Here is a 23,537-nt window from a genome sequence, read left to right as displayed (position 1 = left end):
TCGCACCCGGCGGAGCCCGTCCCTTACCGAAGCATGACGCGACGTCCGTCCTCGCCTTCCGCGCCGTCGTCGGCCGGTAGCGTCGCCGGTCATGAGGATTCTTGTCACCGGCGGTGCCGGGTTCATCGGTTCGGCCGTCGTGCGGGCGGTGGTCGCGGCCGGCCACCGGGTCCGGGTCCTGGACGCGCTGCTCCCGGCGGTCCACCCCACGGGCGCGGTGCCCGAGCTGCCGGCCGGCGTCGAGTTCCGGCACGGCGACGTCCGGGACGCGACGACGGTGGAGCGGGCCCTGGCGGACGTGGACGCGGTCTGCCACCAGGCGGCGATGGTCGGTCTCGGCCTCGACCTCGACGACGCGCCCGCGTACGTCGGCTGCAACGACCTCGGCACGGCCGTCCTGCTGTCGGCGATGGCGCGCGGCGGGGTGCGGAAGCTGGTGCTGGCCGGGTCGATGGTGGTCTACGGGGAGGGCCGGTACGTCTGTCCGGCGCACGGCGCCGTGGCGCCCGGACCGCGCCGCCCCGAGGACCTCGACGCCGGCCGGTTCGAACCGCCCTGCCCGGTGTGCGGCGCCGCGTTGCGGCCCGGAACGGTCGCGGAGGACGCGCCGGGCGACCCCCGCAACGTGTACGCCGCGACCAAGCTCGCCCAGGAGCACCTGGCCGCCGCCTGGGCCCGTGCCTGCGGCGGGTCCGTCCTGGCGCTGCGCTACCACAACGTCTACGGCCCGGGCATGCCCCGTGACACCCCGTACGCCGGGGTCGCGTCGCTGTTCCGTTCCGCGCTCGCCCGCGGCGAGGCTCCCCGGGTGTTCGAGGACGGCGGCCAGCGCCGGGACTTCGTCCATGTCGACGATGTCGCGGCGGCGAACCTCGCCGCCCTGGCGGATGTCGGCGGCCGGCCGCCGGGCACCGCCCGGGCGTACAACGTCGGCAGCGGCGAGGTCCGCACGGTCGGCGAGATGGCCCGGGCACTGGCCGACGCCTTCGGCGGGCCGGCGCCGGTGGTGACCGGACAGTACCGGCTCGGGGACGTCCGGCACATCACCGCCGACTCCTCCCGGCTCCGCGCCGAACTGGGCTGGCGGGCGCGGGTGCCGTTCCGTGCGGGGATGGCCGAGTTCGCCGCCGCGCCGCTGCGGGTCTGACTACCCGCGCGCCGCCGGGAGCGCGATCTCGAAGCAGCAGCCCCCGGTGACGTTGTGCACCCGGGCGCGGCCGGCGTGCGCCTCGACGATGCCCCGGACGATGGCCAGGCCGAGCCCGGCCCCGCTGTCCCCGGCCCCGCTGTCGCCGCCCTCGCCGGGATCGCGCCGGGGTGTGCGGGCGGCGCTGCCGCGCCAGCCGGTCTCGAACACCCGCGCGAGGTCCTGCTCCGGGATGCCCCCGCAGCCGTCGGTGACCGAGAGCACCACCTCGTCCACCTCACGACGGGCGGAGACCGCGACGACGCCGTCCTCGGGTGTCGAGCGGATCGCGTTGACCAGCAGGTTGCCGAGCACCCGGGTGATCTCCCGGCTGTCCACCTCGACCGGCTCGGCGGCGACCTGACCGCCCTCCAGGCGGACGCCGCGCTGCCGGGCCAGTGGGTGGGCACCGGCCAGCGCGTCGTCGACCAGGTCGTAGACGGAGACCCGGGACAGCGAGAGGGACAGCGCACCGGCCTGGATCCGGGAGAGTTCGAAGAGGTCGTCGACCATCCCGGTGAGGCGCTCGACCTCGGCGCGGATCCGCCTCAGGTACTGCTCCGGCCGGTCGGCCACCCCGTCCTCCAGGGCCTCGGCCATCGCCCGCAGCCCGGCCAGCGGGGTGCGCAGGTCGTGGGAGATCCAGGCGATCAGCTCGCGCCGCGAGGCGTCCAGTGCCCGCGTCCGGGCCCGGGACTCGGCGAGCCGGGCGCTGGTGGCGGCGAGTTCCTCGCTGAGCTGGGCCAGTTCGAGCCCGAGCGGACGATCCGGCGCGGTGAAGCCCGTATCGCTCCCGACGGTCCGGGCGGCCGCGGTCAGCGCCCGGCTGCCGGCCACCACCTGGCGCCCGAGCAGCGCGGCCGTGAGCAGCGAGACCACGGAGGCCATGCCGAGCACGGTGATCACCACACCCAGGTCGTGGCCGGACAGGAACATCGCCTGGGCCACGGCGAACGTCCCGGAGGTGACCGCGAGAACGGTGACGACGGCGACGCAGAAGAGCGAGAGCGCCATCGAGCGGCGGCGCAGCAGTCGCACGGCCAGCCAGCCGAGCAGGCCGGCGCCGGTGGCGCCGAGCCCGGCGAACAGGGCGATCAGCAGCAGGTCCTTCATGCCGGGCCGCCCTTCCCGTCCGCCGCCGGGTCGTCCTTCCCGTCCACCACAGGGCGGTCCTTCTCGTCCGCGACCGGGTCGTAGCGGTAGCCGACGCCCCAGACCGTGGTGATCAGGGTCGGTGCGGCGGGGTCGTCCTCGATCTTCTCCCGCAGCCGGCGGACGTGGACGGTGACGGTGGACAGGTCGCCGAAGTCCCACCCCCAGACCCGCTGCATCAGCTCCTGCCGGGCGAAGACCGTCCGGGGGTGCCGGAGGAGAAACGCGAGCAGGTCGAACTCCCGTAGTGTGAGCATGAGTTCACGCCCTCCGCGGTGGGCCCGGCGGGCCTGCGGGTCGAGCGTGATGTCCCCCGAGGCCAGCGGCACGGTCTGCGGGACCGCCGGAGCGGCGGCGCGGGAGCGGCGCAGCACGGACTGGACGCGCAGGACGAGTTCCCGCGGGCTGAACGGCTTGGTGACGTAGTCGTCGGCACCCAGCTCCAGGCCGAGGACGCGGTCGGCCTCGTCGCCCTTGGCGGTGAGCATGACCACGGGCAGGTCCGCGCCGTCCGCGGTGGCGCGCAGTCTGCGCAGGACCTCCAGACCGTCGATCCCGGGCAGCATGAGGTCCAGGACCAGCAGGTCGGGGCGGTGGGCGCGGGCCAGGTCGAGGCCCTGGTCACCGTCACAGGCCCGGTCGACCCGGTGCCCGGCCCGGGTGAGGTAGCCGGCGACGACCTCGCCCACGGTCAGGTCGTCGTCGACCACCAGGATGCGGGCGGGGTCCGGCGGTCCGGCGGAAGCGGGGCTCTCGTTCACCTCGCCGAGGATACGAGCCGCGGCCGGGGTCGGGGGACCGCCGGGGCGCACGTTCGAGTTCCGTAAGATCGCGGCCCGGCGAGAGGGGCGCGCCGCCCGCGATACGCCGTAGGACTTCCGTAAGGGCGCGGTTCGGTCGCCACGGGGCCGCCCGCCGCTAGCGTGGCCGGCGTGATCCCTCCCCTCCCCCCGCGGCCGTCCGCCGACGTGATCCTGCCCTGCCTCGACGAGGCCGAGGCCCTGCCCTGGGTCCTGGGGCGCGTCCCCCCGGGCTGGCGGGCGATCGTCGTCGACAACGGTTCCCGCGACGGCTCCGCCGAGCTGGCCTGCTCGCTGGGCGCGACGGTCGTCGAGGAGCCGCGGCGCGGGTTCGGCGCCGCGTGCCATGCCGGGCTGCTCGCCGCCACCGCCGAACTGGTCTGCTTCATGGACTGTGACGGCTCACTCGACCCCGCCCAGTTGCCGCGCGTCACCGCACCGGTGGCCGCGGGCTCGGCGGATCTGGTGCTCGGCCGGCGCCGCCCCTCGGCCACCGGAGCGTGGCCGCCGCACGCCCGGCTGGCCAATGCCGTCCTGGCGCGCCGGCTGCGGGCGAGAACGGGGGCGCCGCTGCACGATCTCGGGCCGATGCGCGCCGCCCGTCGTGAGCGACTGCTGGCGCTGGGCCTGGGCGATCGCCGCTCCGGCTACCCCCTGGAGATGGTGCTCGCCGCGTCGGCCGCCGGGATGCGGATCACCGAGACCTCCGTCGACTACCTGCCGCGCACCGGTCGCTCCAAGGTCACCGGCACCCTGCGCGGCACCCGGCAGGCCGTCCGGGACATGCGGGCCGTGCTGGCCGCGCCGCCGCCGACCCTGCTGGTGATCGCCAAGTCACCCGTCCCGGGGCGGGTGAAGACCCGCCTCACCCCGCCCTGCACGCCCGGGCAGGCGGCGGCGCTGGCCGAGGCCGCCCTCGCGGACACCCTCACCACCCTCGACCTGGTGCCGGCCGGCCGGCGGGTGCTCGTCCTGGACGGCGCCGTCGGCCCCTGGCTGCCGTCCGGTTGGCAGGTCGTGCCGCAGTCGGGCGGCGGTCTGGACGAACGGCTCGCGGCCGCGTTCGCGCACGCCGCCGGGATCGCGCCGGAGGCGCCCGCGCTGCTGGTCGGGATGGACACGCCGCAGGTGGACGCGGCCCTCCTGGCGGAGCCCCTGGCGCCCGCCCACCGCCCGGGCGTCGACGCCTGGTTCGGCCCGGCCGGCGACGGCGGGTTCTGGGCCCTCGGGCTGGCCAGGCCCACCCGGCGCCTGGCCGGCCGACTGCTCCTGGGCCTGCCGATGTCCACCCCCGGGACCGGGCAGGCCCTGCTCGACCGGCTGGGCGCGGAAGGGCTGACGGTCCGCCGCCTCCCGGTACTGACCGACGTGGACACCTTCCGCGACGCGCGTCAGGTGGCCGCCGAGGCCCCGGGCAGCAGGTTCGCGGCCCGGCTGCGCTCGATCGAGGTCGCCCCGGAGATGACGGGGTGAGCGTCGCCGCCACGCCCTGGGTGGACGACCCGTTCGCCGAGGCCGTCCGCGCCGGGCGAGGGCCGCTGTGGCTGCGCCGCGAGGACGGCCGACGCATCCCGCTCGACATCGAACGCTGGTGCGCACCCGCCGCCGGGGCCGATCACGGCCTGCTGCTGCGCTGCACCCGGCTGACCGCGCCGGTGGTGGACCTCGGCTGCGGTCCCGGCCGGCTCGTCGCCGCTCTGCTGGGCCTGGGCGTACCGGCACTCGGCGTCGACATCACCCGGGCGGCGGTGGCCCGGACCCGGAGCCTGGGCGGGCCCGCCCTGTGCCGGTCGGTGTTCGACCGGCTGCCCGCCGAGGGCCGGTGGGGTGGCGCGCTCCTCGCCGACGGCAACCTCGGGATCGGCGGCGATCCGGGGCTCCTGCTCGACCGGAGCGCCGAACTCCTGGCGCCGGGAGGCGTGCTGCTGGTCGAGGTGGAGCCCCGGGAGATCGACGAGCGGAGCACCGTCCGGGTCGAGGGACCGGACGGGCGGCTCGGGCCGCCGTTCGCCTGGGCGCGCTGCGGTGCGGCCGCCACCGCCCGTCGGGCCGGCCGCGCCGGGCTGGTCGAGACGGAGCGCTGGTCCTCCCACGGCCGCCACTTCCTCGCCTTCGGGCGGGCGGCCGGCACCCGCTGACGGGCTCCGCGCCACGGGAGCCACTCCGCCACCGGACTCCGGTCCGGCCACGGCGGGCGCTCCCGCTCGGCCCGGCGCCGGCCGACCGCTCCGGTCCGCGTCCCGCCATGGCGGGCCGGGCCGGGCCGGGCCACGCCGAGCCCGAACGTCCCCCAGCACCACCCGTCGGCCGACCGGCGTTCCCCGGCCCTCTTCGCGCTGCCCGCCTGTTCGCTCTGTCCGCTCTACTCGCTCTCTCCGCCGATTCGACCGGCCGGGGGACGGGGCGGCCAGGGGCGGCGCCGGCCCGTCGGACTTCCGTCACCCCTCGCCACCCCCCGTCACCGCCACGGCCACCCGTCCGGCGCGGCGCTGCCGCAGCAACGGGACCAGCACCACGACGCACAGCGCCGCCCCGTAGGCGAGCTGCTGCGCGCCCTGGCCTCCCGTCAGGTAGAGCGCCTGCCCGGCCGCCGGGACGGCCAGCCACTCCCAGCGACCGTCCAGCGCCACCAGCGCGACCAGCAGCAGCCCGTACCAGGGGTAGGCCGGCGCCACCAGCAGCAGCGCCGAGCCCGTCACCAGCAGCGCGCCGGCCCACGGCCGGTGCCGGTCGCCCCGGCGCAGCACCCGGAGCACCACGGCTCCGAGGACCAGCGCCGCCCCCCAGGGCGCGAGGCGGTCCGGAAGCACCAGGCGCAGCAGGCCGAACCGGTCGAGGTGCCCCTGCTCGTAGCCCTCCTCCTTGAGGTAGCCCGGCAGGTAGCCCAGGACCGAGGTGCCCGAGGCCACCACGTACGGGAGGTAGGCGAGGGCGAAGGCGCCCGCGGCGGAACCGACGAGCAGCAGGTCGGCGCGGGTCGGCCGGCGGAGCGACGGACCGGACAGCGCGCCGGTCAGGGCGAGGACCGGCAACAGCTTGGTCGCGACCGCGCCTCCCAGCAGGAGTCCGCCGCGGACCGCTCGCCCCCGGACCGCGCAGCCGAGCCCGGCGACCGTCAGCAGGGCGCCGAGGGTGTCCACGTGCGCGTCGTTGACCGCCCAGACCGTCACCCCGGGGAACCACCCCCACAGCGCGGCCCGCCGCTTCTCCCGCGCCACGGCGAGCAGCAGGCCGGTGGTCGCCACCGCCAGCACCGCCCCGCCGGCCTGCACCCCGCGGACGCCGCCCCCGAGCGGGTGGAGCGCGCGGAACCACAGCTGGGCCACCGGCGGGTAGATGGTGTGCACGGCGGGCCGGTTGACCCGGGTGCAGTCCCCCGCCGAGGTGCGCCGCTCGTCCCAGCCCGTGCACCCGTCACCCACCGGGAAGAGGCCCGGATCGCGCAGCCGCGCCAGCGCCGGATCGTCCGGGGTGTGCGCGTAGGGCGAGATCCCGGCGGCCTGGACCCGCCCGTCCCACACGTAGCGGTAGGCGTCGTCGCTGGTGCGCGGCGGCGCCAGCAGCCCGACGGCCGCGACCGCGACCCCGCCGGCCAGGATCAGCGGCACGACCTGCCGTTCGGGCACCTCGCGCAGCAGCAGCACGGCGACGGCGAAGAGGGCCGTGTCGAGGACGTACCAGGCGGGGAGCGGGAGGGCGCCGCTCCGGGCGACGGTCAGCGCCAGGGCGGTGACGAGAGCGGCGAGGGCGGACAGGCAGGGCAGCACGGTACGGGGGGTCACACCGGTCACCCTCGCACCGGCGCGGGCGGGCGGGCCCGGTGGCGGGGCCGCCGTTCGGATTCCGTAAGCACGTCGTAGCGCCGGTGGGGCACGCCGGGGCGCTTCGATGAGCGGGTGGAATCCGAACCCGCCGACTCCGGCGCCCAGGCCGCCCGCCGCCGCTACGACCCACCGCTGCCCGCTCCCCCGGCACTCCTGCGGCGGGGTCCGTTCCGGGCCGGGGCGTTCACCTCGCCGCTCCACGAGCCCCGGACGGTGGTCGTCGTCGGACGCCTGCTGGGGGCGGCCCTGCTGGTCTGTTTCCTGACCGGTCTGGCCAGCCATCTGCTCCAGGAGCCGCCCGGCTGGTCGGCCGGGCACCTGCCCACCCGGCCGGTGAACGGCTACCGGGTCACCCAGGGCCTGCACGTGATCAGTGGTCTGGCCGCGATCCCGCTGGCCGGCGCGAAGCTGTGGGCGGTCTACCCGCGGCTGTTCGAGTGGCCGCCGGCCCGCAGCGTGCTGCACGCCCTGGAGCGGCTCGGCATCGCCGTGCTGGTGGCGGCCCTGCTGCTGGAGCTGTTCACCGGTCTGCTGAACACCCTGCAGTGGTACCCGTGGCCGTTCCCGTTCCGGCAGACCCACTTCTGGCTGGGCTGGCTGGCGACCGGTGGCCTGTTGGTCCACCTCGGCGTCAAGGCACCGCTTATCACCGCGCACTGGTGGCGCCGGGCCGCCCCGGCCCTGGCCCGGCGCCGCGCCTTCCTCGCGGCCACCACCGCCGCGGCCGGCGCCGTCACCCTCGTCACCGCCGGCCAGACCGTGCCCTGGCTGCGGTCCCTGGACCTGCTGGCCCCGCGCCGCCCCGATCTCGGTCCCCAGGGCCTGCCGGTGAACCGCACGGCCGCCCAGGCCGGGACGGTCACGGTGGCCGCCGACTGGCGGCTGCGGGTCGACGGCCCCCGACCGTACCGGCTCACCCTCGCCGAACTCGGCGAACTACCCCAGTACGAGGTGGAGTTGCCCATCGCGTGCGTGGAGGGCTGGAGCGCCACCGCCCGGTGGACCGGGGTCCGGGTGAGCGACCTGGTGCGCCGGGCCGGCGCCCCGGCGGGCTCGGCCGTGCGGGTCACCTCGCTGGAGGCCGAGGGGCCGTACCGGGTGATGGAGATGCCCGCGCCGTACGTCGACGATCCGCTCAGCCTGCTCGCGCTGCGGGTGGACGGCCAGGTCCTGGCCGCCGACCACGGGTTCCCCGCCCGGGTCATCGCGCCGAACCGGCCGGGCGTCCTGCAGACCAAGTGGGTCGAGCGGATCGAGGTGATCGGATGACCACCGGGATCCGCGCCCTGCTGATGACGGCCGGCCTCGCCCTGATCGGTTACGGCCTGTACGGGATGCTCGGCGACCCCTACCTCACCGACCCGTCGGCCGTCCTGGTCTGGGCGGTCGGGGGGCTGGTGATCCACGACGGGCTGTGGGTACCGCTGGTGTGCCTGCTGGGCGCACTGCTGGTCCGCGGGCCGGTGCTGCGCGGCTGGCTGGTCGTCGCGGCGGCCGTGACGGCCGTCGGGCTGCCGGCCGTGCTGCGCGCCGACGACGACCACGGCAACGCGTCGCTGCTGCCGCTGCCGTACCTGCGCAACTGGCTGCTGGTGCTGGCCGCCACCGCCGGGCTCGCGCTGCTGGTCGCGTTCGCCGGGCGGTGGCGGCGCCGGGGTCGGGCCCGGCGCCGGGGGTCGTCACGGCGCCGGGGCTGGGCCGTCAGACGCCGGGCACCCCGGGAAGACCGGTCGTGAGACCGTCCAGCGTGTGCGGGCAGGGGCACTCCCGCACGACCGGCAACGCCTCCAGCGCCTTGAACAGCACGGTCCGCAGTCGGTCGACGTTGCCGGCGAACACCTCCAGCACCTCGGCGTGCGTGACGCCCGCACCGGTCTCCACCCCGGCGTCGAGATCGGTGACCAGGGCCAGCGAGGTGTAGCAGAGTCCGAGTTCGCGGGCGAGGACGGCCTCCGGGTGCCCCGTCATACCGACCACCGACCAGCCGTTGGCGGTGAACCAGCGGGACTCGGCGCGGGTGGAGAAGCGCGGGCCCTCGATCACCACCAGCGTGCCGCCGTCGACCGGCTCCCAGGCGGCCTCCCGGGCGGCCGCCAGCGCCACCTGCCGCCCCGCCGGGCAGTACGGGTCCGCCATCGACACGTGCACCACCTCCGGCACCGTGCCGTCCGGCAGCGGCAGACCGTCGTAGAACGTCTGCGCCCGCCCCGAGGTCCGGTCCACGAACTGGTCGGGGACGAGCAGCGTGCCCGGCCCGTACTCCGGCCGGAGCCCGCCGACCGCGCACGGCGCCACCACCTGCCGCACCCCCAGGCTGTGCAGCGCCCACAGGTTCGCGCGGTAGTTGATCCGGTGCGGAGGGATCCGGTGCCCGCGCCCGTGCCGGGGCAGGAACGCGATCCGGCGGCCGGCCGCCTCCCCCACGAACACCGCGTCGCTCGGCTCGCCGTACGGTGTCTCCAGCCGCACCTCGACCACGTCGTCCAGCAGCTCGTAGAGCCCGGAGCCGCCGATGACACCCACCTCGGCCCGGGGAAGCTCGTTCTGATCGACCATCACCGACACACCTTTCTCGCCTGACTGTGCCGCCACTGTAGGAGCCCGCACCCGGGAAGCCCGCACGGGACATCCTTACGATGCGCGAACGGCGTGTTCACCGGGCGCGCTCCGGCCCGCCCCGGCCCGGCCGTCGGTGCCCACCGGGCGGGAGCCGGACGGAAGTTCGGCCCTGCACGCCTATTGATAGGAAACTTTACTTTCTACTACGCTGTCAGCCGGCGGCTTGGCGCGGCGCCCGCACCCGAAGGGGCGTGACGCGCTCAGCGAGAGCTCTGACCCGGCCGCCGCGGTGGTGCGGTCACCGCTTGGCCGGTGAGCTCGTCCGTCGGGCGCGCCGGTGTCCAGCTCTCACCGTTTCTCTAGGTCAGGGAGTCCAGGGATGCGTCTCGGTGTCTCGGCAAGGCCTGTTCGTATCGGTGTGTTCGCCGCTGTGCTCGCGTTGCTCGGCGGCCTGGTGCTCGGTTGGTCCGAGCGGGCGGGGGCGGCGGTCGATCCGCTGATCTCGCAGGGGAAGGCCGCGACGGCCTCGTCCACGGAGGGGTCCTCCTACGCGGCCGGGAAGGCGTTCGACGGGAACGCCACCACCCGGTGGGCGAGCACGGAGGGGAAGGACCCGCAGTGGCTGCGGGTGGACCTCGGCGGGACCGCCGGCGTCTCGCGGGTGAAGCTGAGCTGGGAGGCCGCGTACGCGAAGGCGTACCGGCTGGAGGTGTCCCCGGACGGGGTGACCTGGACGACGGTGGCGGAGGAGAAGGCCGGCAACGGCGGGACGGACGACTGGACGGGGCTGGCCGGCAAGGGCCGCTACGTCCGGCTGTCCGGGACGGCCCGCGGGACGGCGTACGGGTACTCGCTGTTCGAGATGGAGGTGTACGGCGTGCCGGACGGCGGGCCGCCGCCCGGCGGCGCGTTCACCGTGGTGGCGGCAGGCGACATCGCCGCCCAGTGCACCGCCTCGGACAGCGGCTGCGCGCACCCGAAGACCGCCGCGCTCGCCCAGCAGATCGACCCGCGGTTCTACCTGACGATGGGTGACAACCAGTACGACGACGCCCGGTCGTCGGACTTCCGGGACTACTACGACAAGAGCTGGGGCGCGTTCAAGGCGAAGACCCACCCGGTGCCGGGCAACCACGAGACCTACGACCCGGCCGGGTCGCTGGTGGGGTACAAGTCGTACTTCGGCGCCATCGCCTACCCGCAGGGGAAGAGCTGGTACAGCTTCGACGAGGGCAACTGGCACTTCGTCGCGCTGGACTCCAACGCCTTCGACCAGAGCGCCCAGATCGACTGGCTGAAGGCCGACCTGGCGGCCAACGCGAAGAAGTGCGTCGCCGCCTACTGGCACCACCCGCTGTACTCCTCGGGCGGGCACGGCAACGACCCGGTCTCCCGGCCGGTGTGGAAGATCCTCTACGGCGCCAAGGCCGACCTGGTGCTGAACGGGCACGACCACCACTACGAGCGGTTCGCCCCGCAGGACCCGGACGGGAAGGCCACCGCGGACGGGATCGTCGAGATCGTCGGCGGGATGGGCGGTGCCGAGCCCTACCCGATCGAGCAGGTCCAGCCGAACAGCCAGAAGCGGATCAGCGGTGAGTACGGCGTGCTGAAGCTGGACTTCACCGACTCCGGGTACGGCTGGAGCTACGTCGGCACCGACGGCCAGGTCAAGGACAGCAGCCCGAAGTACAGCTGCCACTGATGATGTACCTGGCCACCACCGGCCGCCGGCCGGACGCGCCGCCACGCCCCGCGGGGGCGGGGCGGCGCGTCCCCGGCCCGGTCATCGCGCTCGGCGCGGTCAGCCTGGTCACCGACGTCTCCTCGGAGATGGTCACCGCCGTGCTGCCGCTCTACCTGGTCCTGGGGCTCGGTCTCTCACCCCTCCAATTCGGCTTCCTCGACGGCCTGTTCAACGGCGCCACAGCGCTGGTCCGGCTGCTCGGCGGCCGGCTCGCCGACCGGGGCGGCGGCCGGCACCGGACGGTCGCCGGGGTCGGCTACCTCCTCTCGGCGCTCTCCCGCCTCGGGCTGCTGCTGGCCGGCGGGGCGGCCGGCGGGATCGCCGCCGCGCTGGCCGCCGACCGGCTCGGCAAGGGCCTGCGGACGGCCCCGCGGGACGCGCTGATCTCGCTCAGCGCACCGCCGGAGGCGCTCGGCCGGGCGTTCGGCGTGCACCGCGCGATGGACACCACGGGGGCGCTGCTCGGTCCGCTGGTCGCGTTCGCGGTGCTGTGGGCGACGGCGGACGCGTACGACGCGGTGTTCGTGGTCAGCTTCGCCACCGGACTGCTCGGCGTGCTGGTGCTGGTGCTGTTCGTCCCGGCCGGGGCGGCAGCGCCCGAACGGACCTCGGCACCGAAACGGACCGCGGTACCGAAACGGACTGCTACACCGAAACGGACCTCGGCACCGAAACGGACCGCGGTACCGGGACCGAGCGCGGCACCCGGACCGTCCGCGCTGCCGGCCTGCGGCCCGGAGCCGGCCCGGACGAGGCACCGGGCACTCGGCGATCCGGTCTTCCGACGGGTGGTCACGGCCGCCGCGCTGCTGGGGGCCGCGACGATCGGGGACTCCTTCCTTTACCTGCTGCTCCAGCGCGGCCTGGACCTGCCGGCCGTACTCTTCCCGCTGCTGCCGCTCGGCGCGGCGGCCTGCTACCTGCTGCTGGCCGTACCCGTGGGCCGGCTCGCGGACCGGACCGGGCGGCGCACGCCGTTCCTCTGCGGACACGGCGCCCTGCTCGCCGCCTACCTCACCCTGACGACCGCACCGAGTTGGGCGACGGCCGTACTCACCCTGGTACTCCTGGGGGTCTTCTACGCCGCCACGGACGGCGTACTGATGGCGCTCGCCGGGCCGGTGCTGCCGCCGGACGGGCGGGCGGGCGGGCTCGCGGTGCTGCAGACCGGCCAGGCGCTGGCCCGGCTGGTCGGAGCGGCCGGGTTCGGCGCGGCCTGGACGTGGTGGGGGCCGCGTCCGGCCCTGACGGTGGCCGCGGTCACGCTGGCCGCCGCACTCGCCGCCGCATGGCGGATCCTGCCGGGACGGGAGGTCTCGTGAAGGCGCGTTGGACGATCCTGGTCATCGCCGTCCTGGTGCTGCTGGGCGGTTCGCTCGGGTACGTGCTGCACGCCGGACAGCGCGGCGGCGGGCACCGGCTCGTCGCGGCGGAGAGCTCGTTCACCCTCGACGAGTCCGGGATCTACTACCGGGACACCGCCACCGGGCGGGTCGCCCGCGACCAGGGAGCGCCGGACGGACCGTCCTGCGCCCGGTTCTACGCCGCCGGGGACCGCGCCCTGTGCCTGCGGGTGCTGCCCGGCGTCCCGGCCCGCACCCAGGCGGTGGTGTACGACCGGCGGTTCACCGAGCTCCAGACGGTGACGGTGCCCGGCATCCCGAACCGGGCCCGGGTGTCGGCCTCCGGACAGCTGCTCTCCTGGACCACCTTCGCGGTGGGGGATTCGTACGCGGTCAGCGGCTTCTCCACCCGGACGTCCATCCTGGACCTGCGCACCGGCTACCTGGTCAAGTCGATCGAGTCGATCCCGCTGACCATCGGCGACACCCGCCACCACGCCGCCGACGTCAACTACTGGGGCGTCACCTTCGCCGCCGACGACAACCGCTTCTACGCCACCGTCTCGACCGGCGGCCGGACCCACCTCGTCGAGGGCGACCTGCGGGCGTGGTCGGCCCGGACCCTGCGGGAGAACGTCGAGTGCCCCTCGCTCTCGCCGGACGGCACCCGGATCGCCTTCAAGAAGAAGGTCTCGGCCGACCCGGCCGCGCCCTGGCGGCTCCACGTCCTGGAACTGGCCGGCCTGCGCGAGCACCCGCTGGCCGAGTCGCGCAGCGTGGACGACCAGGCGGCCTGGCTCGACGGGGACACCCTCGGCTACGCACTGCCCGGCCGGGACGGGAAGGGCACCGACATCTGGACCGTCCCGGCGGACGGCGGCGGGGCGCCCCGGCTGCTGGTACCCGGCGGCTCCTCGCCGGTGGCGGTAGCGGCGGCGGCGAGCTGATCCGGTGGTCCGCCGCCCCTGCCCGGGTGGCGGACCGCCGGCCCGGAGCACTGCCGGGCCGCCGACCCCGCCGACCCCGCCGACCCCGCCGACCCCGCCGACCCCGCCGACCGCCAACTGATCTCCCAGCAGCGATCATTGGCATACCCGACGACTATTCTCCGGCCGGATCACGCGGTACCGAAAGGGACCTGACGATCATTCGGACCGCCGTCGACCTGCGGGAACGCCCGGAGCAATCGTCCGCACAAACCCGCCGGGCCCGAACCCCTGGGCCGAACCCCCGGCCCGACCGGGCCGGTCCCCGGCCAATGCGCGGTGGCAAGAACCGGACACGGCCGAAAATGACCGGGCCCGCCCGGCGGCGGGCCGCGTCCCGGCGAGGGAATTCGGCCGATTCCGGGTCCGGACGGCTATCCGGGCGCGGTGCGACTCCCCGGATCCCGCCGCCGCCGCACCGGATCGCGGTCCGGCGCGGCGCGCGGCCGAACCCGGGAGCCCCGGCCGGTCGATGTGCAGATTTCAATCGTCCCCCGTCTTTCGGGGGGTGAGATCACGCCAGGTCGACGGCCTGCCGCCCGGCCCGAACGGTCGGACCGGGACGGTCCGGGCCAAGAGCCCCCAGGTCGGGCGGGGTCGATTCGGAGGGTCAACCGCAATACCCGCAAAGGGAGTTCCGAAACCTTGACCTGATCGTGCGTCAGCACGCCATACCAAGTCGGACGCCACCGATCCAGACCTTTCTTCAGGAGGATTTGGAAGTACTCTGTCGTCAACCGTGCGAGAACCTGTTCGACTCCTGGGGCCATTCCCGGAACCGGAGTGTTTCTTCGCGCGGTCGATGATGTTTCTTCGGTACGGGGGTGACTTGTGGTGGAGGGTCACGCAATGAATTTCAGGGTTCTTGGCCCATTGGCAGTCCAGGCCGGAGGAATCCCCGTGAATCCCGGGTCGGCCCGGCAGCGGGCGGTATTGTCCGCCCTTCTGCTGACACCCGGCCAGCCCGTGACGGTGGAACAACTCACCGAGGCCGTCTGGCCGCGGAACCCGCCGAACGACGTCATGGCGAATCTGCACAGCTATGTGTCCAACCTCCGGCGGCTGTTGGAGCCGAACCGGCCACCCCGGAGCCGGAACACCGTCCTGCGGCGCGAAGCGAGCGGCTACGTCCTGGCGGTGGACGCCGAGTGCATCGACGCCGTCCGCTTCGAGCGGACGCTGCACGAGGGCCGGCGGCACCTCCAGGCCGGGACGCACCGGACGGCACGCCGGACCCTGGAGGACGGGCTGGCACTGTGGCGCGGCCCCGCCTACCCGGAGGTGAGCGACTACGCGCTCGGCGCGCAGACGGCCTCGCGGTTCGAGGAGCTACGGCTGCTGGCCCTGGAGAGCCTGTGGGACGCCACACTGGCCGAGGAGTGCGACTTCTCCGCGCTCGCCGCCGAACTGCCCGCGCTCGCCACCCGGTTCCCGACCCGCGAGCGGTTCAGCTGGCTGCTGATGAAGGCCCTGTACCGGTCGGGCCGGCGCGCCGACGCGATCGACGCGTACCACCGCACCCGCCGAACCCTGGCGGAGGAGTACGGCGTCGACCCGGGCAACGAGCTGCAGGAGCTGTTCGGCACGATCCTGCGCGGCGACCCGATCGCCGGCTGCGCCTGAGCGCCCGGCCCTGAGCACATGTCACTGACCACCTGTCACCGAGCTCCCTCACTGAGCACCTGTCGCTGAGATCTCACCGCTGACCACCCGTCACCGGGCCTCCGTCAGGCGGCTCCCCGAGAAGAGGCCGGGCGACCGGCGGGCCCTCGCGCCCGTCGGCCGCCCGGCCTTTTGCCTACCCTTGGCATTGTCATGCTCATTGCTTGTTGGGTATCCGGCGACGCCGCCGACAGACCGTTCGCCATCGAATCCCCGCAGCTCGGATCCTCCCTCCGAGGCCGGTTCAAGTCGTCTCCGAGTCGGCTCCAAGTCACAGCCAAGACGGCCCTGGCAAGGTGCTGACGACAGGCATGAAGATCAACAGCGGGCGGGCCGGGACCGTCCCGCCGGGCCCGAGCGAGCACGATCGAAGGAAACCGGGCCGCGAACCACCGCAGTCACGGCGGTCGCGGACCAGACCCCATCGGCCGCACCGGCCGACCGGGTGGGAAGTCGAGACGATGAGGGAAGCCGAGTTCGCCGTGCCCCAGACGAGTTGTGAGGACGACACGGTCGCCGTCGTCGGACTGTCCTGCCCGGCGCCCGAACACCGTGACGACGACCGGGGCCACGACGGGCCGGACGGCGGCGCCGCGTTCTTCGACGTTCCCGCCGGGCGGGCGGCCGGGCTCGGCCCCGCCGACTGGGCCGTGCCGGAACTCGGCTGGACCGCCCTGGAGGACGCCGGGATCGTCCCCGCCTCGCTGGGCGCGGGCCGGACGGGCGTCTTCCTCACCGCGTCCTCCCGACCCGGTGCCGCGGAGCACCTCGCCGCCGTCCTGGACCTCCACGGCCCGCGGGTCACCCTCGAACCGTCGGCGTCCACCGCGCGGGACGCCGTCGCCCTGGCCGCGGCGAGCCTGCGCCGCGGGGAGTGCGACCTCGCGCTCGCCGGTGACACCGGCACGGTGCTCGCGGTGCTCCGACCGCTGCCGGCGGCACGCCGCGACGGGGGGCGGATCCACGGCCTGCTCGGCGGCCGGCACCCCGCGGCCGACTCCGGGGAGGACGGCACCGCGGGCACGGACCGTACGGACGGCACCGGTCTGCTCGCCCTCGTCGGGGCACGACCGGTCGACGCCGCCGGCCCCGCGACCGCCGCCCGACCCGCCGGCTCCCCTCCCGCCGCCCCGCACCCCCTGGCCACCACGTTCACGCCGCTGGTCCTCTCCGCCCGCAGCGCCGCCGGCCTGCGGGCCCAGGCCCGGCTGCTCCAGGAGCGGTTCGGGTCCGACCCCGGACTCCGGCTCACCGACGCGGGCCTCTCCCTGGCCACCACCCGGACCTCCTTCGAGCACCGTGCCGTGCTGGTCGCCGACAGCCGCGAGCACGCCCTGCAGGGCCTGCGCGCCCTCGCCGAGGACGGGTTCGGTCCGCTGCTGGTCCGCGGCACCGCGGGCACCGGAACGGGCGCGGTCTTCGTCTTCCCCGGCCAGGGCACCCAGTGGCCCGGCATGGCACTCGCCCTGCTGGAGTCCTCCGAGGTGTTCCGGGAGCACCTGCAAGCCTGCGCCGACGCGCTCGAACCGCACGTCCCCTGGTCCGTGACCGATGTCCTGCGCGGAGCGCCGGGCGCTCCCGCCCTGGTCCCGGTCGACGTCGTCCAGCCCGTCCTGTTCGCCGTCATGGTCGCTCTCGCGGCCCTCTGGCGTGCCTGCGGCGTGGAGCCCGCCGCCGTGGTGGGCGCCAGCCTCGGCGAGATCGCGGCCGCCCACGTGGCCGGGGCACTCGGCCTGGACGAGGCCGCCGAGGTGGTGGCGCGGTGGAGCCGGGCGCAGGCCGACGCGGCCGGCGAGGGCGACCTGGCCTCGGCCCTGCTGCCCCGCGAGCAGCTGGCGCCACGGCTGGCCCGGTGGCAGGGCCGGCTCGATATCGCCGGCACCAACGGCCCGCGGTCCGCGCTGTTCTCCGGTGACCGGGACGCCGTCGACGAGCTGCTCGCCGAGCTGGCCGCCGAGGGCGTCCGGGCACGGAAGCTGAGCAACGGGCTCGCCGCGCACTCCCCCGGCCTGCGCCTGGACCGCGACCGGCTGCTCGCCGGCCTCGCGCACATCCGGCCGCGCACGTCGGCCGTCCCGTTCTACTCCTCGGCCACCGGTGGGCTGCTGGACACGGCCGCGCTGGACGGCGCGTACTGGATCCGGAACATCACCGGCGAGATCCGCTTCGAGGAGGCCACCCGCGCGCTGCTGTCCGACGGCCACCGGACCTTCCTGGAGGTGGCCCCCCACCCCGGCCTGCTCGGGGGTCTCCAGGAGACGCTGGACGACGCCGGCCTGACGGAGCACACCGCCGTCACCGGCACCCTCAGCCGTGACCAGGGCGGGCCGGACCGGTTCCTGACCTCCCTCGCGCAGCTGCACGTCCGGGGTACCGCCGTGGACTGGGCCACCGTCCTCACCGGCGCGGACGCGCGCCTGGTCCCGCTGCCGACGTACCCGTTCCACGCCGCGCGGCCGGCCGACGGGCGCTCGGACGCCGAACGGCACCGGTGGATCCGGGAGCTGCTCCACGCGGAGCTCACGGCACTGGGCGGCCCCGGGGCGGCGGCCGAGGCCGGCGCGGACCGGTCGTTCCGGGACCTCGGCTTCGACTCGGCCACGGCGGTCGAGCTGCGCAACCGCCTGATGGCGGCGACCGGCCTGCGGCTGCCACTCACGCTGCTCTTCGACCATCCGACACCCGAGGCCCTCCGCCGGTACCTGCTCGCGGGGCCGGGCGGCGGGGCGGGCTCCGCACCGGCGGAGGCGGAGGCCGAAGCGGGGGCCGGTGTGGGGGCGGACTCGGCGTCGGTCGAGGCGGAGCCGATCGCGATCGTCGCGATGGCGTGCCGGTTCCCCGGCGAGGTCGGCAACCCGGAGGACCTGTGGCAGCTGGTCGCCGACGAGCGGGACGCCGTCTCGCCGTTCCCCGGCAACCGCGGCTGGGACGTGTCCTCGCTGTACGACCCCGACCCGGGACGCAGCGGGCACAGCTACGCCCGCGAGGGCGGCTTCCTGCACGACGCGGACCGCTTCGACGCCGCGTTCTTCGGCATCAGTCCCCGCGAGGCGCTGGCGATGGACCCGCAGCAGCGGCTGCTGCTGGAGACGGCGTGGGAGGCCTTCGAGCGGGCCGGCATCGACCCGTCCTCGGTGCGCGGCTCACGCACCGGCGTCTACGTCGGTGCGATGAGCCAGGACTACGGCGCCCGCATGCACGAGGCGGGCGCCGGTGTCGAGGGCCACGTCCTGACCGGCACGACCGTGAGCGTCCTCTCCGGCCGGCTGTCCTACGTATTCGGGCTGGAGGGACCGGCGATCACCGTCGACACGGCGTGCTCGTCCTCGCTGGTCGCCCTGCACCTGGCCGTCCGGGCGCTGCGCGACGGCGAGTGCACGATGGCCGTCGCGGGCGGCGCGGCCGTGATGGCCTCGCCGGGCATGTTCGTCGAGTTCAGCCGTCAGCGCGGCCTGGCCCCGGACGGACGCTGCAAGGCCTTCGCGGCCGCCGCCGACGGCACCGCGTGGGGTGAGGGTGCCGGCGTCCTGGTGCTGGAGCGGCTCTCGGACGCGCGACGCCACGGGCATCGGGTGCTCGCCGTGGTCCGTGGCTCGGCCGTCAACCAGGACGGTGCCTCCAACGGGCTGTCCGCGCCGAGCGGACCGGCCCAGCAGCGGGTGATCCGGGCGGCGCTGGCCGACGCCCGGCTCTCACCGGACCTGATCGACGCGGTGGAGGCACACGGCACCGGCACCAAGCTGGGCGACCCGATCGAGGCCCAGGCCCTACTGGCCACCTACGGCCAGGCACACCCCGCCGAACGACCCCTCTGGCTCGGCTCCTTGAAATCCAACATCGGCCACACCCAGGCCGCCGCCGGAGTCGGCGGCGTGATCAAAATGGTGCTCGCCATGCGGCACGGCATCCTGCCCCGCACCCTCCACATCGACGAACCCACCACCCACGTCGACTGGACCACCGGCGCGGTCGAACTCCTCACCCAAGCACAGGAATGGCCCGCCACCGGCAGGCCCCGACGCGCCGCCGTCTCCTCCTTCGGCGTCAGCGGCACGAACGCCCACATCATCCTCGAACAGGCACCCGCCCACGAGACCGAACCGACAACCGACCCCGAGACAACGGGCGGCGCGCTCCCCTGGACACTCTCCGCCCGCACCCCCGACGCCCTGCGCGCCCAGGCCGCACAGCTACACGCGGCCATCCGCACCCACCCCGAATGGGAACCGGCCGACATCGCCAAGGCCTTGGCCCGTAAACGGTCGGTGTTCGAACAGCGCGCGGTCGTCATCGGCGACAGCCGCGAACAGCTCCTGAACGGGCTCACCGCACTCGCCGAGGACACCACCGCGCCAGGCGTCGTCCACGGCACCACCACCGGCGGCCGCACCGTCTTCGTCTTCCCCGGACAAGGCTCCCAATGGATCGGCATGGGCGCCGAACTCCTCGACACCTCACAGGTGTTCGCCGAATCGATCGCCCAGTGCGAAACCGCACTCGCCCCGCACACCGACTGGAACCTCACCGACGCCCTGCGCGGCCACCACGACCTCACCCGCGTGGACGTCGTCCAGCCCGCGCTGTTCGCCGTCATGGTGTCCCTGGCCCGCCTCTGGCAGTCCCTCGGCGTCCAGCCCGACGCCGTCCTCGGCCACTCCCAGGGCGAAATCGCCGCCGCCCACATCGCCGGCGCCCTCACCCTCGACGACGCCGCCCGCATCGTCGCCCTCCGCAGCCGGGCGATCCTCGCCCTCAGCGGACACGGCACCATGGCGAGCATCCCGCTGCCCGCCTCCGAGGTCGAAACCCTCCTCGCCCCGCACGCCGGTGAGGTGAGCATCGCCGCGATCAACGGCCCCGGCCACACCGTCATCGCCGGCACCGTCACCGCCGTCCACGCCGTCGTCGACCAGGCCAAGACCGACGGTCACCGCGCCCGCACCATCCCCGTCGACTACGCCTCCCACTCCCCCCAGGTCGAGGCCCTCCGCGACCAACTCCTCACCGACCTCGCCGACATCAAGCCCACGGCCGCCACCATCCCCTTCCTGTCGGCCGTCACCGCCGAGATCACCGACACCACCACCCTCGACGCCCACTACTGGTACACCAACCTCCGCCAACCCGTCCTCTTCCAACAAGCCGTCACCCAACTCGCCACCACCGGCCACACCACCTTCATCGAAACCAGTCCGCATCCTGTCCTCACCGCAGCGATTCAGGACACCACCGAGGCCGCCGGCCACCCGGCCCGCACCACCGGGACCCTGCGCCGCGACGAGGGCGGCACCCGCCGACTCCTCACCTCCCTCGCCGAGGCCCACACCACCGGCACCACCGTCGACTGGACCCCCCTCCTCCCCACCGGCCCGGGCTCCCACGTCGACCTCCCCACCTACCCCTTCCAACGCGAACGCTTCTGGCTCGACACCACCGCCCCCACCGGAGACCTCCGCTCCACCGGCCTCACCACCGCCGACCACCCCCTGCTCAGCGCCGCCCTCCCGCTCGCCGACAGCGACGAACTCGTCCTCACCGGCCGAATCGGCCTCGCCGACCACCCCTGGCTCACCGACCACGCCATCTGGGACACCCCCCTCCTCCCCGGCACCGCCCTCGTCGAACTCGCCCTCCACGCCGGCCGCCGACTCGGGTGCGAACACCTCGACGAACTCACCCTCCAGGCGCCGCTGCTGCTCCCGGCCGACGACGCCGTCCGCCTCCAGGTCCGCGTCGGCGGACCTGACGACGACACCGGCCGCCGCCCGGTCACCATCCACTCCGCCCCCGACACCCCGGACGACCCCGATGCCCCGTGGACCCGCCACGCGACCGGCGTCCTGGCAGTGACGGGCCCGGCGGTGCCGGCGAACACGTGGGACCTGCGGACGGCGGCACTCGACCCGGACGACGCGCTCTACGGCCGGCTGGCCGATGTCGGCTTCGACTACGGTCCGGCGTTCCAGGGCCTGCGGACCCTCGGGCAGCAGGGCGACGACCTGCTCGCCGAGGTCGTGCTCCCGCCGGAGCGGCACAACGACGGCTTCGGCCTGCACCCCGCCCTGCTCGACGCCGCCCTGCACGCCTGCCTGCTCCAGGGAGGGGACGGCGTCCGCCTGCCGTTCTCCTGGTCCGATGTCACCGTCCACGTCCACGCCGACCCGCCCACCGCGCTACGGGTCCGGCTCACGCGGACCGGGCCGGACACCGTCGCGCTCACCGCGACCGATGACACCGGGAACCCGGTCGTCTCGGTCGGCTCGCTCACCCTGCGGCCCGTCACGCCGGAGCAGTTCAGCGCCACCGCCGGGAGCCACCGCGACTCGCTGTACCAGGTGGACTGGGTGCCCGTGCCGACCTCGCCGGTTGCCGACGGCGGGGCGCCGCCGCTCCTCCTCGGCAGTGAGCACGCCGGACACCCCGGGACCGCAGTGGACCCCTGGTCCGCCGGGACCGCCGGGCCGGCCGAGCTGCTCGCCGTGGTCCGTGCCGGGGCCACGGTGCCGGGGACGGTCGTGGCGCCCTTCCTGCCCGGCCCCGAGGCGACGCCCGAGGCCGTCCACGCCGCGACGGCCCGCGCGCTGGACCTCGTCCAGGGCTGGCTGGCCGAGGAGCGGCTCGCCGGCTCCCGGCTGGTGCTGCTCACCCGGGGCGCGGTGGCCGTGGACCCCGCGGAGGACGTCACGGACCTGGTGCACGCGCCGCTCCGGGGTCTGGTCCGGTCCGCCCAGTCCGAGAACCCCGGCCGCCTCGTGCTGGCGGACCTCGACGACCACCCCGACTCCTACCCGGCGCTGGTCCGGGCGCTCGCCGCGCCGGAGCCGCAGCTGGCGGTCCGCGCCGGGCGGGTGTCCGCCGCCCGGCTGGTGTCGGCCGCACCCACCACACCCACCACACCCGCCGCGCCCGCCGCGCCGTTCGGGCCGTTCGGGCCGTTCGGCCCCGACGGTACGGTGCTGGTGACCGGCGGCACCGGCCTGCTCGGCAGCCTGCTCGCGCGCCATCTGGTCGCCCGGCACGGCGTGCGGCACCTGCTGCTGCTCAGCCGGCACGGGCTCGCCGCGGACGGCGCGGCCGAACTCCGTGCCGACCTCACCGCGGCGGGTGCCGACGTGACGATCGCCTCCTGCGATGCCGCCGACCGGGAGGCGCTCGCCGCCGTCCTGGCGCAGGTACCCGCCGAACAGCCTCTGGTCGGCGTGGTGCACACCGCCGGCGTGCTGGACGACGGCGTGCTCACCGCGCTGACCCCCGACCGTGTGGCGGCCGTCATGCGGCCGAAGACCGACGCGGCGTGGCACCTGCACGAGCTGACCCGCGGGAGCGACCTGCGGGCCTTCGTGATGTTCTCCTCGGCAGCCGGGGTGCTGGGCCAGGCGGGGCAGGCGAGCTACTCGGCGGCCAACGCCTTCCTCGACGCCCTCGCCGAGCGGCGCCGGGCGGCGGGACTGCCCGCGCACTCGCTGGCCTGGGGCCTCTGGGCGGAGGCCGGCGGGATGACCCGGCACCTGGCCGAAGCCGACCTCCGGCGGTTGAGCCGCACCGGCCTCGCGGCCATGCCGTCCACCCAGGGGCTGGCGCTCTTCGACGCCGCCCTCGCGACGGACCGCGCGGTACTCGTGCCCGCCCGCCTGGACACCACCGCGCTCCGGGCCCAGTCCGACCTCGCGCCGCTGCTGCGGAGCCTGATCCGCCCCGCCGCGCGCCGCCGGACCGCCGCACCCGGCGCGGTGACGTTCCGGCAGCGGTTCGCCGAGCTGGCCCCGGACGAGCGCGGCCGCGCCGTGCTCGACCTGGTCCGCGCCCACGTGGCCGCCGTCCTGGGCCATGCCTCGCCGGACCGGGTCGAACCCGACCGCGGCTTCCTCGATCTCGGCCTCGACTCGCTCACGGCGGTCGAACTGCGCAACCGGCTCGGCACGGAGACCGGCGGCCGGCTGCCCGCCACGCTGATCTTCGACCACCCGACCCCGGCCGCCGTCGCCCGCCATCTGGAGGCCGGGGCCTTCCCGGCCGAGGAAGCGGCCGGGAAGGCCCCGGATCCCGCCGAGGTCGACGAGGGCGAGTTCCGCCGGGCCCTGGCGGCGATCCCGATGGTCCGCCTCCAGGAGGCCGGGCTGGTCCGGACGCTGCTCCGACTCGCCGAGGCCGCGGACCGGTCCGCGCCCGTGGTCGAGGAGGAGGAACAGAGCAGCTCGCTCGACACGATGGACCTGGACGACCTCGTCCGGGTTGCCCTCCGTGACAGCTGATCACCACTCACCACGTCCCAATGGCA

General features: G+C 75.1%; 14 protein-coding genes and 1 pseudogene. 11 read left to right on the top strand and 4 right to left on the bottom strand.

Features of this window, described 5'->3' with window-relative positions:
* Positions 1-91 precede the first annotated feature (91 nt).
* Positions 92-1,147, top strand: a complete 1,056-nt coding sequence (locus ACIQTO_RS20445; RefSeq protein ID WP_402389710.1) for an NAD-dependent epimerase/dehydratase family protein — start codon at positions 92-94, stop codon at positions 1,145-1,147.
* On the opposite strand, the gene ACIQTO_RS20440 is transcribed toward ACIQTO_RS20445, so the two are convergent.
* Positions 1,148-2,299 carry a sensor histidine kinase gene (locus ACIQTO_RS20440; protein ID WP_402389708.1) on the bottom strand — a complete coding sequence of 384 codons (1,152 nt, stop codon included), beginning with the start codon at positions 2,297-2,299 and terminating at the stop codon, positions 1,148-1,150. It lies immediately after the preceding gene.
* The gene (locus ACIQTO_RS20435) at positions 2,296-3,099 is read right to left on the bottom strand and encodes a response regulator transcription factor (protein WP_402389705.1); all 804 of its coding nucleotides are present in this window, start codon (positions 3,097-3,099) and stop codon (positions 2,296-2,298) included. The genes ACIQTO_RS20440 and ACIQTO_RS20435 overlap by 4 nt, the downstream gene beginning before the upstream one ends.
* 162 nt (positions 3,100-3,261) lie before the next feature.
* On the opposite strand from ACIQTO_RS20435, the pseudogene ACIQTO_RS20430 reads away from it, so the two are divergent.
* The 3 genes and pseudogenes from ACIQTO_RS20430 to ACIQTO_RS20420 form a co-directional block, all read left to right on the top strand.
* Positions 3,262-3,984 (top strand): annotated as a pseudogene (locus ACIQTO_RS20430) (glycosyltransferase family 2 protein); the annotation flags it as partial.
* Entirely contained in the window at positions 3,961-4,611 is a 651-nt protein-coding gene (locus ACIQTO_RS20425) for a DUF2064 domain-containing protein (protein WP_402389760.1), read from the top strand. The pseudogene ACIQTO_RS20430 and the gene ACIQTO_RS20425, both read left to right, overlap by 24 nt.
* The gene (locus tag ACIQTO_RS20420; RefSeq protein WP_402389702.1) at positions 4,608-5,276 is read left to right on the top strand and encodes an SAM-dependent methyltransferase; all 669 of its coding nucleotides are present in this window, start codon (positions 4,608-4,610) and stop codon (positions 5,274-5,276) included. The genes ACIQTO_RS20425 and ACIQTO_RS20420 overlap by 4 nt, the downstream gene beginning before the upstream one ends.
* A gap of 300 nt (positions 5,277-5,576) precedes the next feature.
* Here the strand turns inward: ACIQTO_RS20420 and ACIQTO_RS20415 are convergent, their stop codons facing one another.
* Positions 5,577-6,920, bottom strand: coding sequence for a glycosyltransferase family 87 protein (locus ACIQTO_RS20415; protein ID WP_402389699.1), 1,344 nt, complete (start codon positions 6,918-6,920; stop codon positions 5,577-5,579).
* 174 nt (positions 6,921-7,094) lie between these two features.
* On the opposite strand from ACIQTO_RS20415, the gene ACIQTO_RS20410 reads away from it, so the two are divergent.
* Entirely contained in the window at positions 7,095-8,231 is a 1,137-nt protein-coding gene (locus ACIQTO_RS20410) for a molybdopterin-dependent oxidoreductase (protein WP_402389758.1), read from the top strand.
* Complete coding sequence (locus ACIQTO_RS20405) at positions 8,228-8,698, top strand: hypothetical protein (RefSeq protein WP_402389697.1); 471 nt, start codon at positions 8,228-8,230, stop codon at positions 8,696-8,698. Before ACIQTO_RS20410 ends, ACIQTO_RS20405 begins: the two co-directional genes overlap by 4 nt.
* Here ACIQTO_RS20405 and ACIQTO_RS20400 read toward each other — a convergent pair.
* Positions 8,664-9,518: an S-methyl-5'-thioadenosine phosphorylase gene (locus tag ACIQTO_RS20400; RefSeq protein WP_402389695.1), complete on the bottom strand. Its 855-nt coding sequence runs from the start codon at positions 9,516-9,518 to the stop codon at positions 8,664-8,666. The genes ACIQTO_RS20405 and ACIQTO_RS20400 overlap by 35 nt on opposite strands.
* 421 nt (positions 9,519-9,939) lie before the next feature.
* On the opposite strand from ACIQTO_RS20400, the gene ACIQTO_RS20395 reads away from it, so the two are divergent.
* From ACIQTO_RS20395 to ACIQTO_RS20375, 5 genes are all read left to right on the top strand, one after another.
* Positions 9,940-11,226 carry a discoidin domain-containing protein gene (locus tag ACIQTO_RS20395; protein ID WP_402389692.1) on the top strand — a complete coding sequence of 429 codons (1,287 nt, stop codon included), beginning with the start codon at positions 9,940-9,942 and terminating at the stop codon, positions 11,224-11,226.
* A 2-nt stretch (positions 11,227-11,228) separates the two neighbouring features.
* Complete coding sequence (locus tag ACIQTO_RS20390) at positions 11,229-12,590, top strand: MFS transporter (protein WP_402389756.1); 1,362 nt, start codon at positions 11,229-11,231, stop codon at positions 12,588-12,590.
* Positions 12,587-13,558: a TolB family protein gene (locus ACIQTO_RS20385; protein ID WP_402389689.1), complete on the top strand. Its 972-nt coding sequence runs from the start codon at positions 12,587-12,589 to the stop codon at positions 13,556-13,558. The genes ACIQTO_RS20390 and ACIQTO_RS20385 overlap by 4 nt, the downstream gene beginning before the upstream one ends.
* Positions 13,559-14,446: 888 nt before the next feature.
* Positions 14,447-15,220, top strand: coding sequence for a BTAD domain-containing putative transcriptional regulator (locus ACIQTO_RS20380; RefSeq protein WP_402389686.1), 774 nt, complete (start codon positions 14,447-14,449; stop codon positions 15,218-15,220).
* A gap of 500 nt (positions 15,221-15,720) precedes the next feature.
* The gene (locus ACIQTO_RS20375) at positions 15,721-23,511 is read left to right on the top strand and encodes an SDR family NAD(P)-dependent oxidoreductase (RefSeq protein ID WP_402389683.1); all 7,791 of its coding nucleotides are present in this window, start codon (positions 15,721-15,723) and stop codon (positions 23,509-23,511) included.
* Positions 23,512-23,537 lie beyond the last annotated feature (26 nt).

Origin of the sequence: Kitasatospora sp. NPDC091207, from assembly GCF_044768625.1 — a bacterium.
In the GTDB taxonomy this organism is placed as follows: Bacteria; Actinomycetota; Actinomycetes; order Streptomycetales; family Streptomycetaceae; genus Kitasatospora.
This window is presented reverse-complemented; position numbering and strand designations above follow the sequence as displayed.

Bases quoted from the DNA above. Each gene is read 5' to 3' on its own strand.
- ACIQTO_RS20445 (WP_402389710.1), top strand. From the start codon at position 92: ATGAGGATTCTTGTCACCGGCGGTGCCGGGTTCATCGGTTCGGCCGTC.
- ACIQTO_RS20440 (WP_402389708.1), bottom strand. From the start codon at position 2,299: ATGAAGGACCTGCTGCTGATCGCCCTGTTCGCCGGGCTCGGCGCCACC.
- ACIQTO_RS20405 (WP_402389697.1), top strand. From the start codon at position 8,228: ATGACCACCGGGATCCGCGCCCTGCTGATGACGGCCGGCCTCGCCCTG.
- ACIQTO_RS20400 (WP_402389695.1), bottom strand. From the start codon at position 9,518: ATGGTCGATCAGAACGAGCTTCCCCGGGCCGAGGTGGGTGTCATCGGC.
- ACIQTO_RS20390 (WP_402389756.1), top strand. From the start codon at position 11,229: ATGTACCTGGCCACCACCGGCCGCCGGCCGGACGCGCCGCCACGCCCC.
- ACIQTO_RS20380 (WP_402389686.1), top strand. From the start codon at position 14,447: ATGAATTTCAGGGTTCTTGGCCCATTGGCAGTCCAGGCCGGAGGAATC.
- ACIQTO_RS20375 (WP_402389683.1), top strand. From the start codon at position 15,721: ATGAGGGAAGCCGAGTTCGCCGTGCCCCAGACGAGTTGTGAGGACGAC.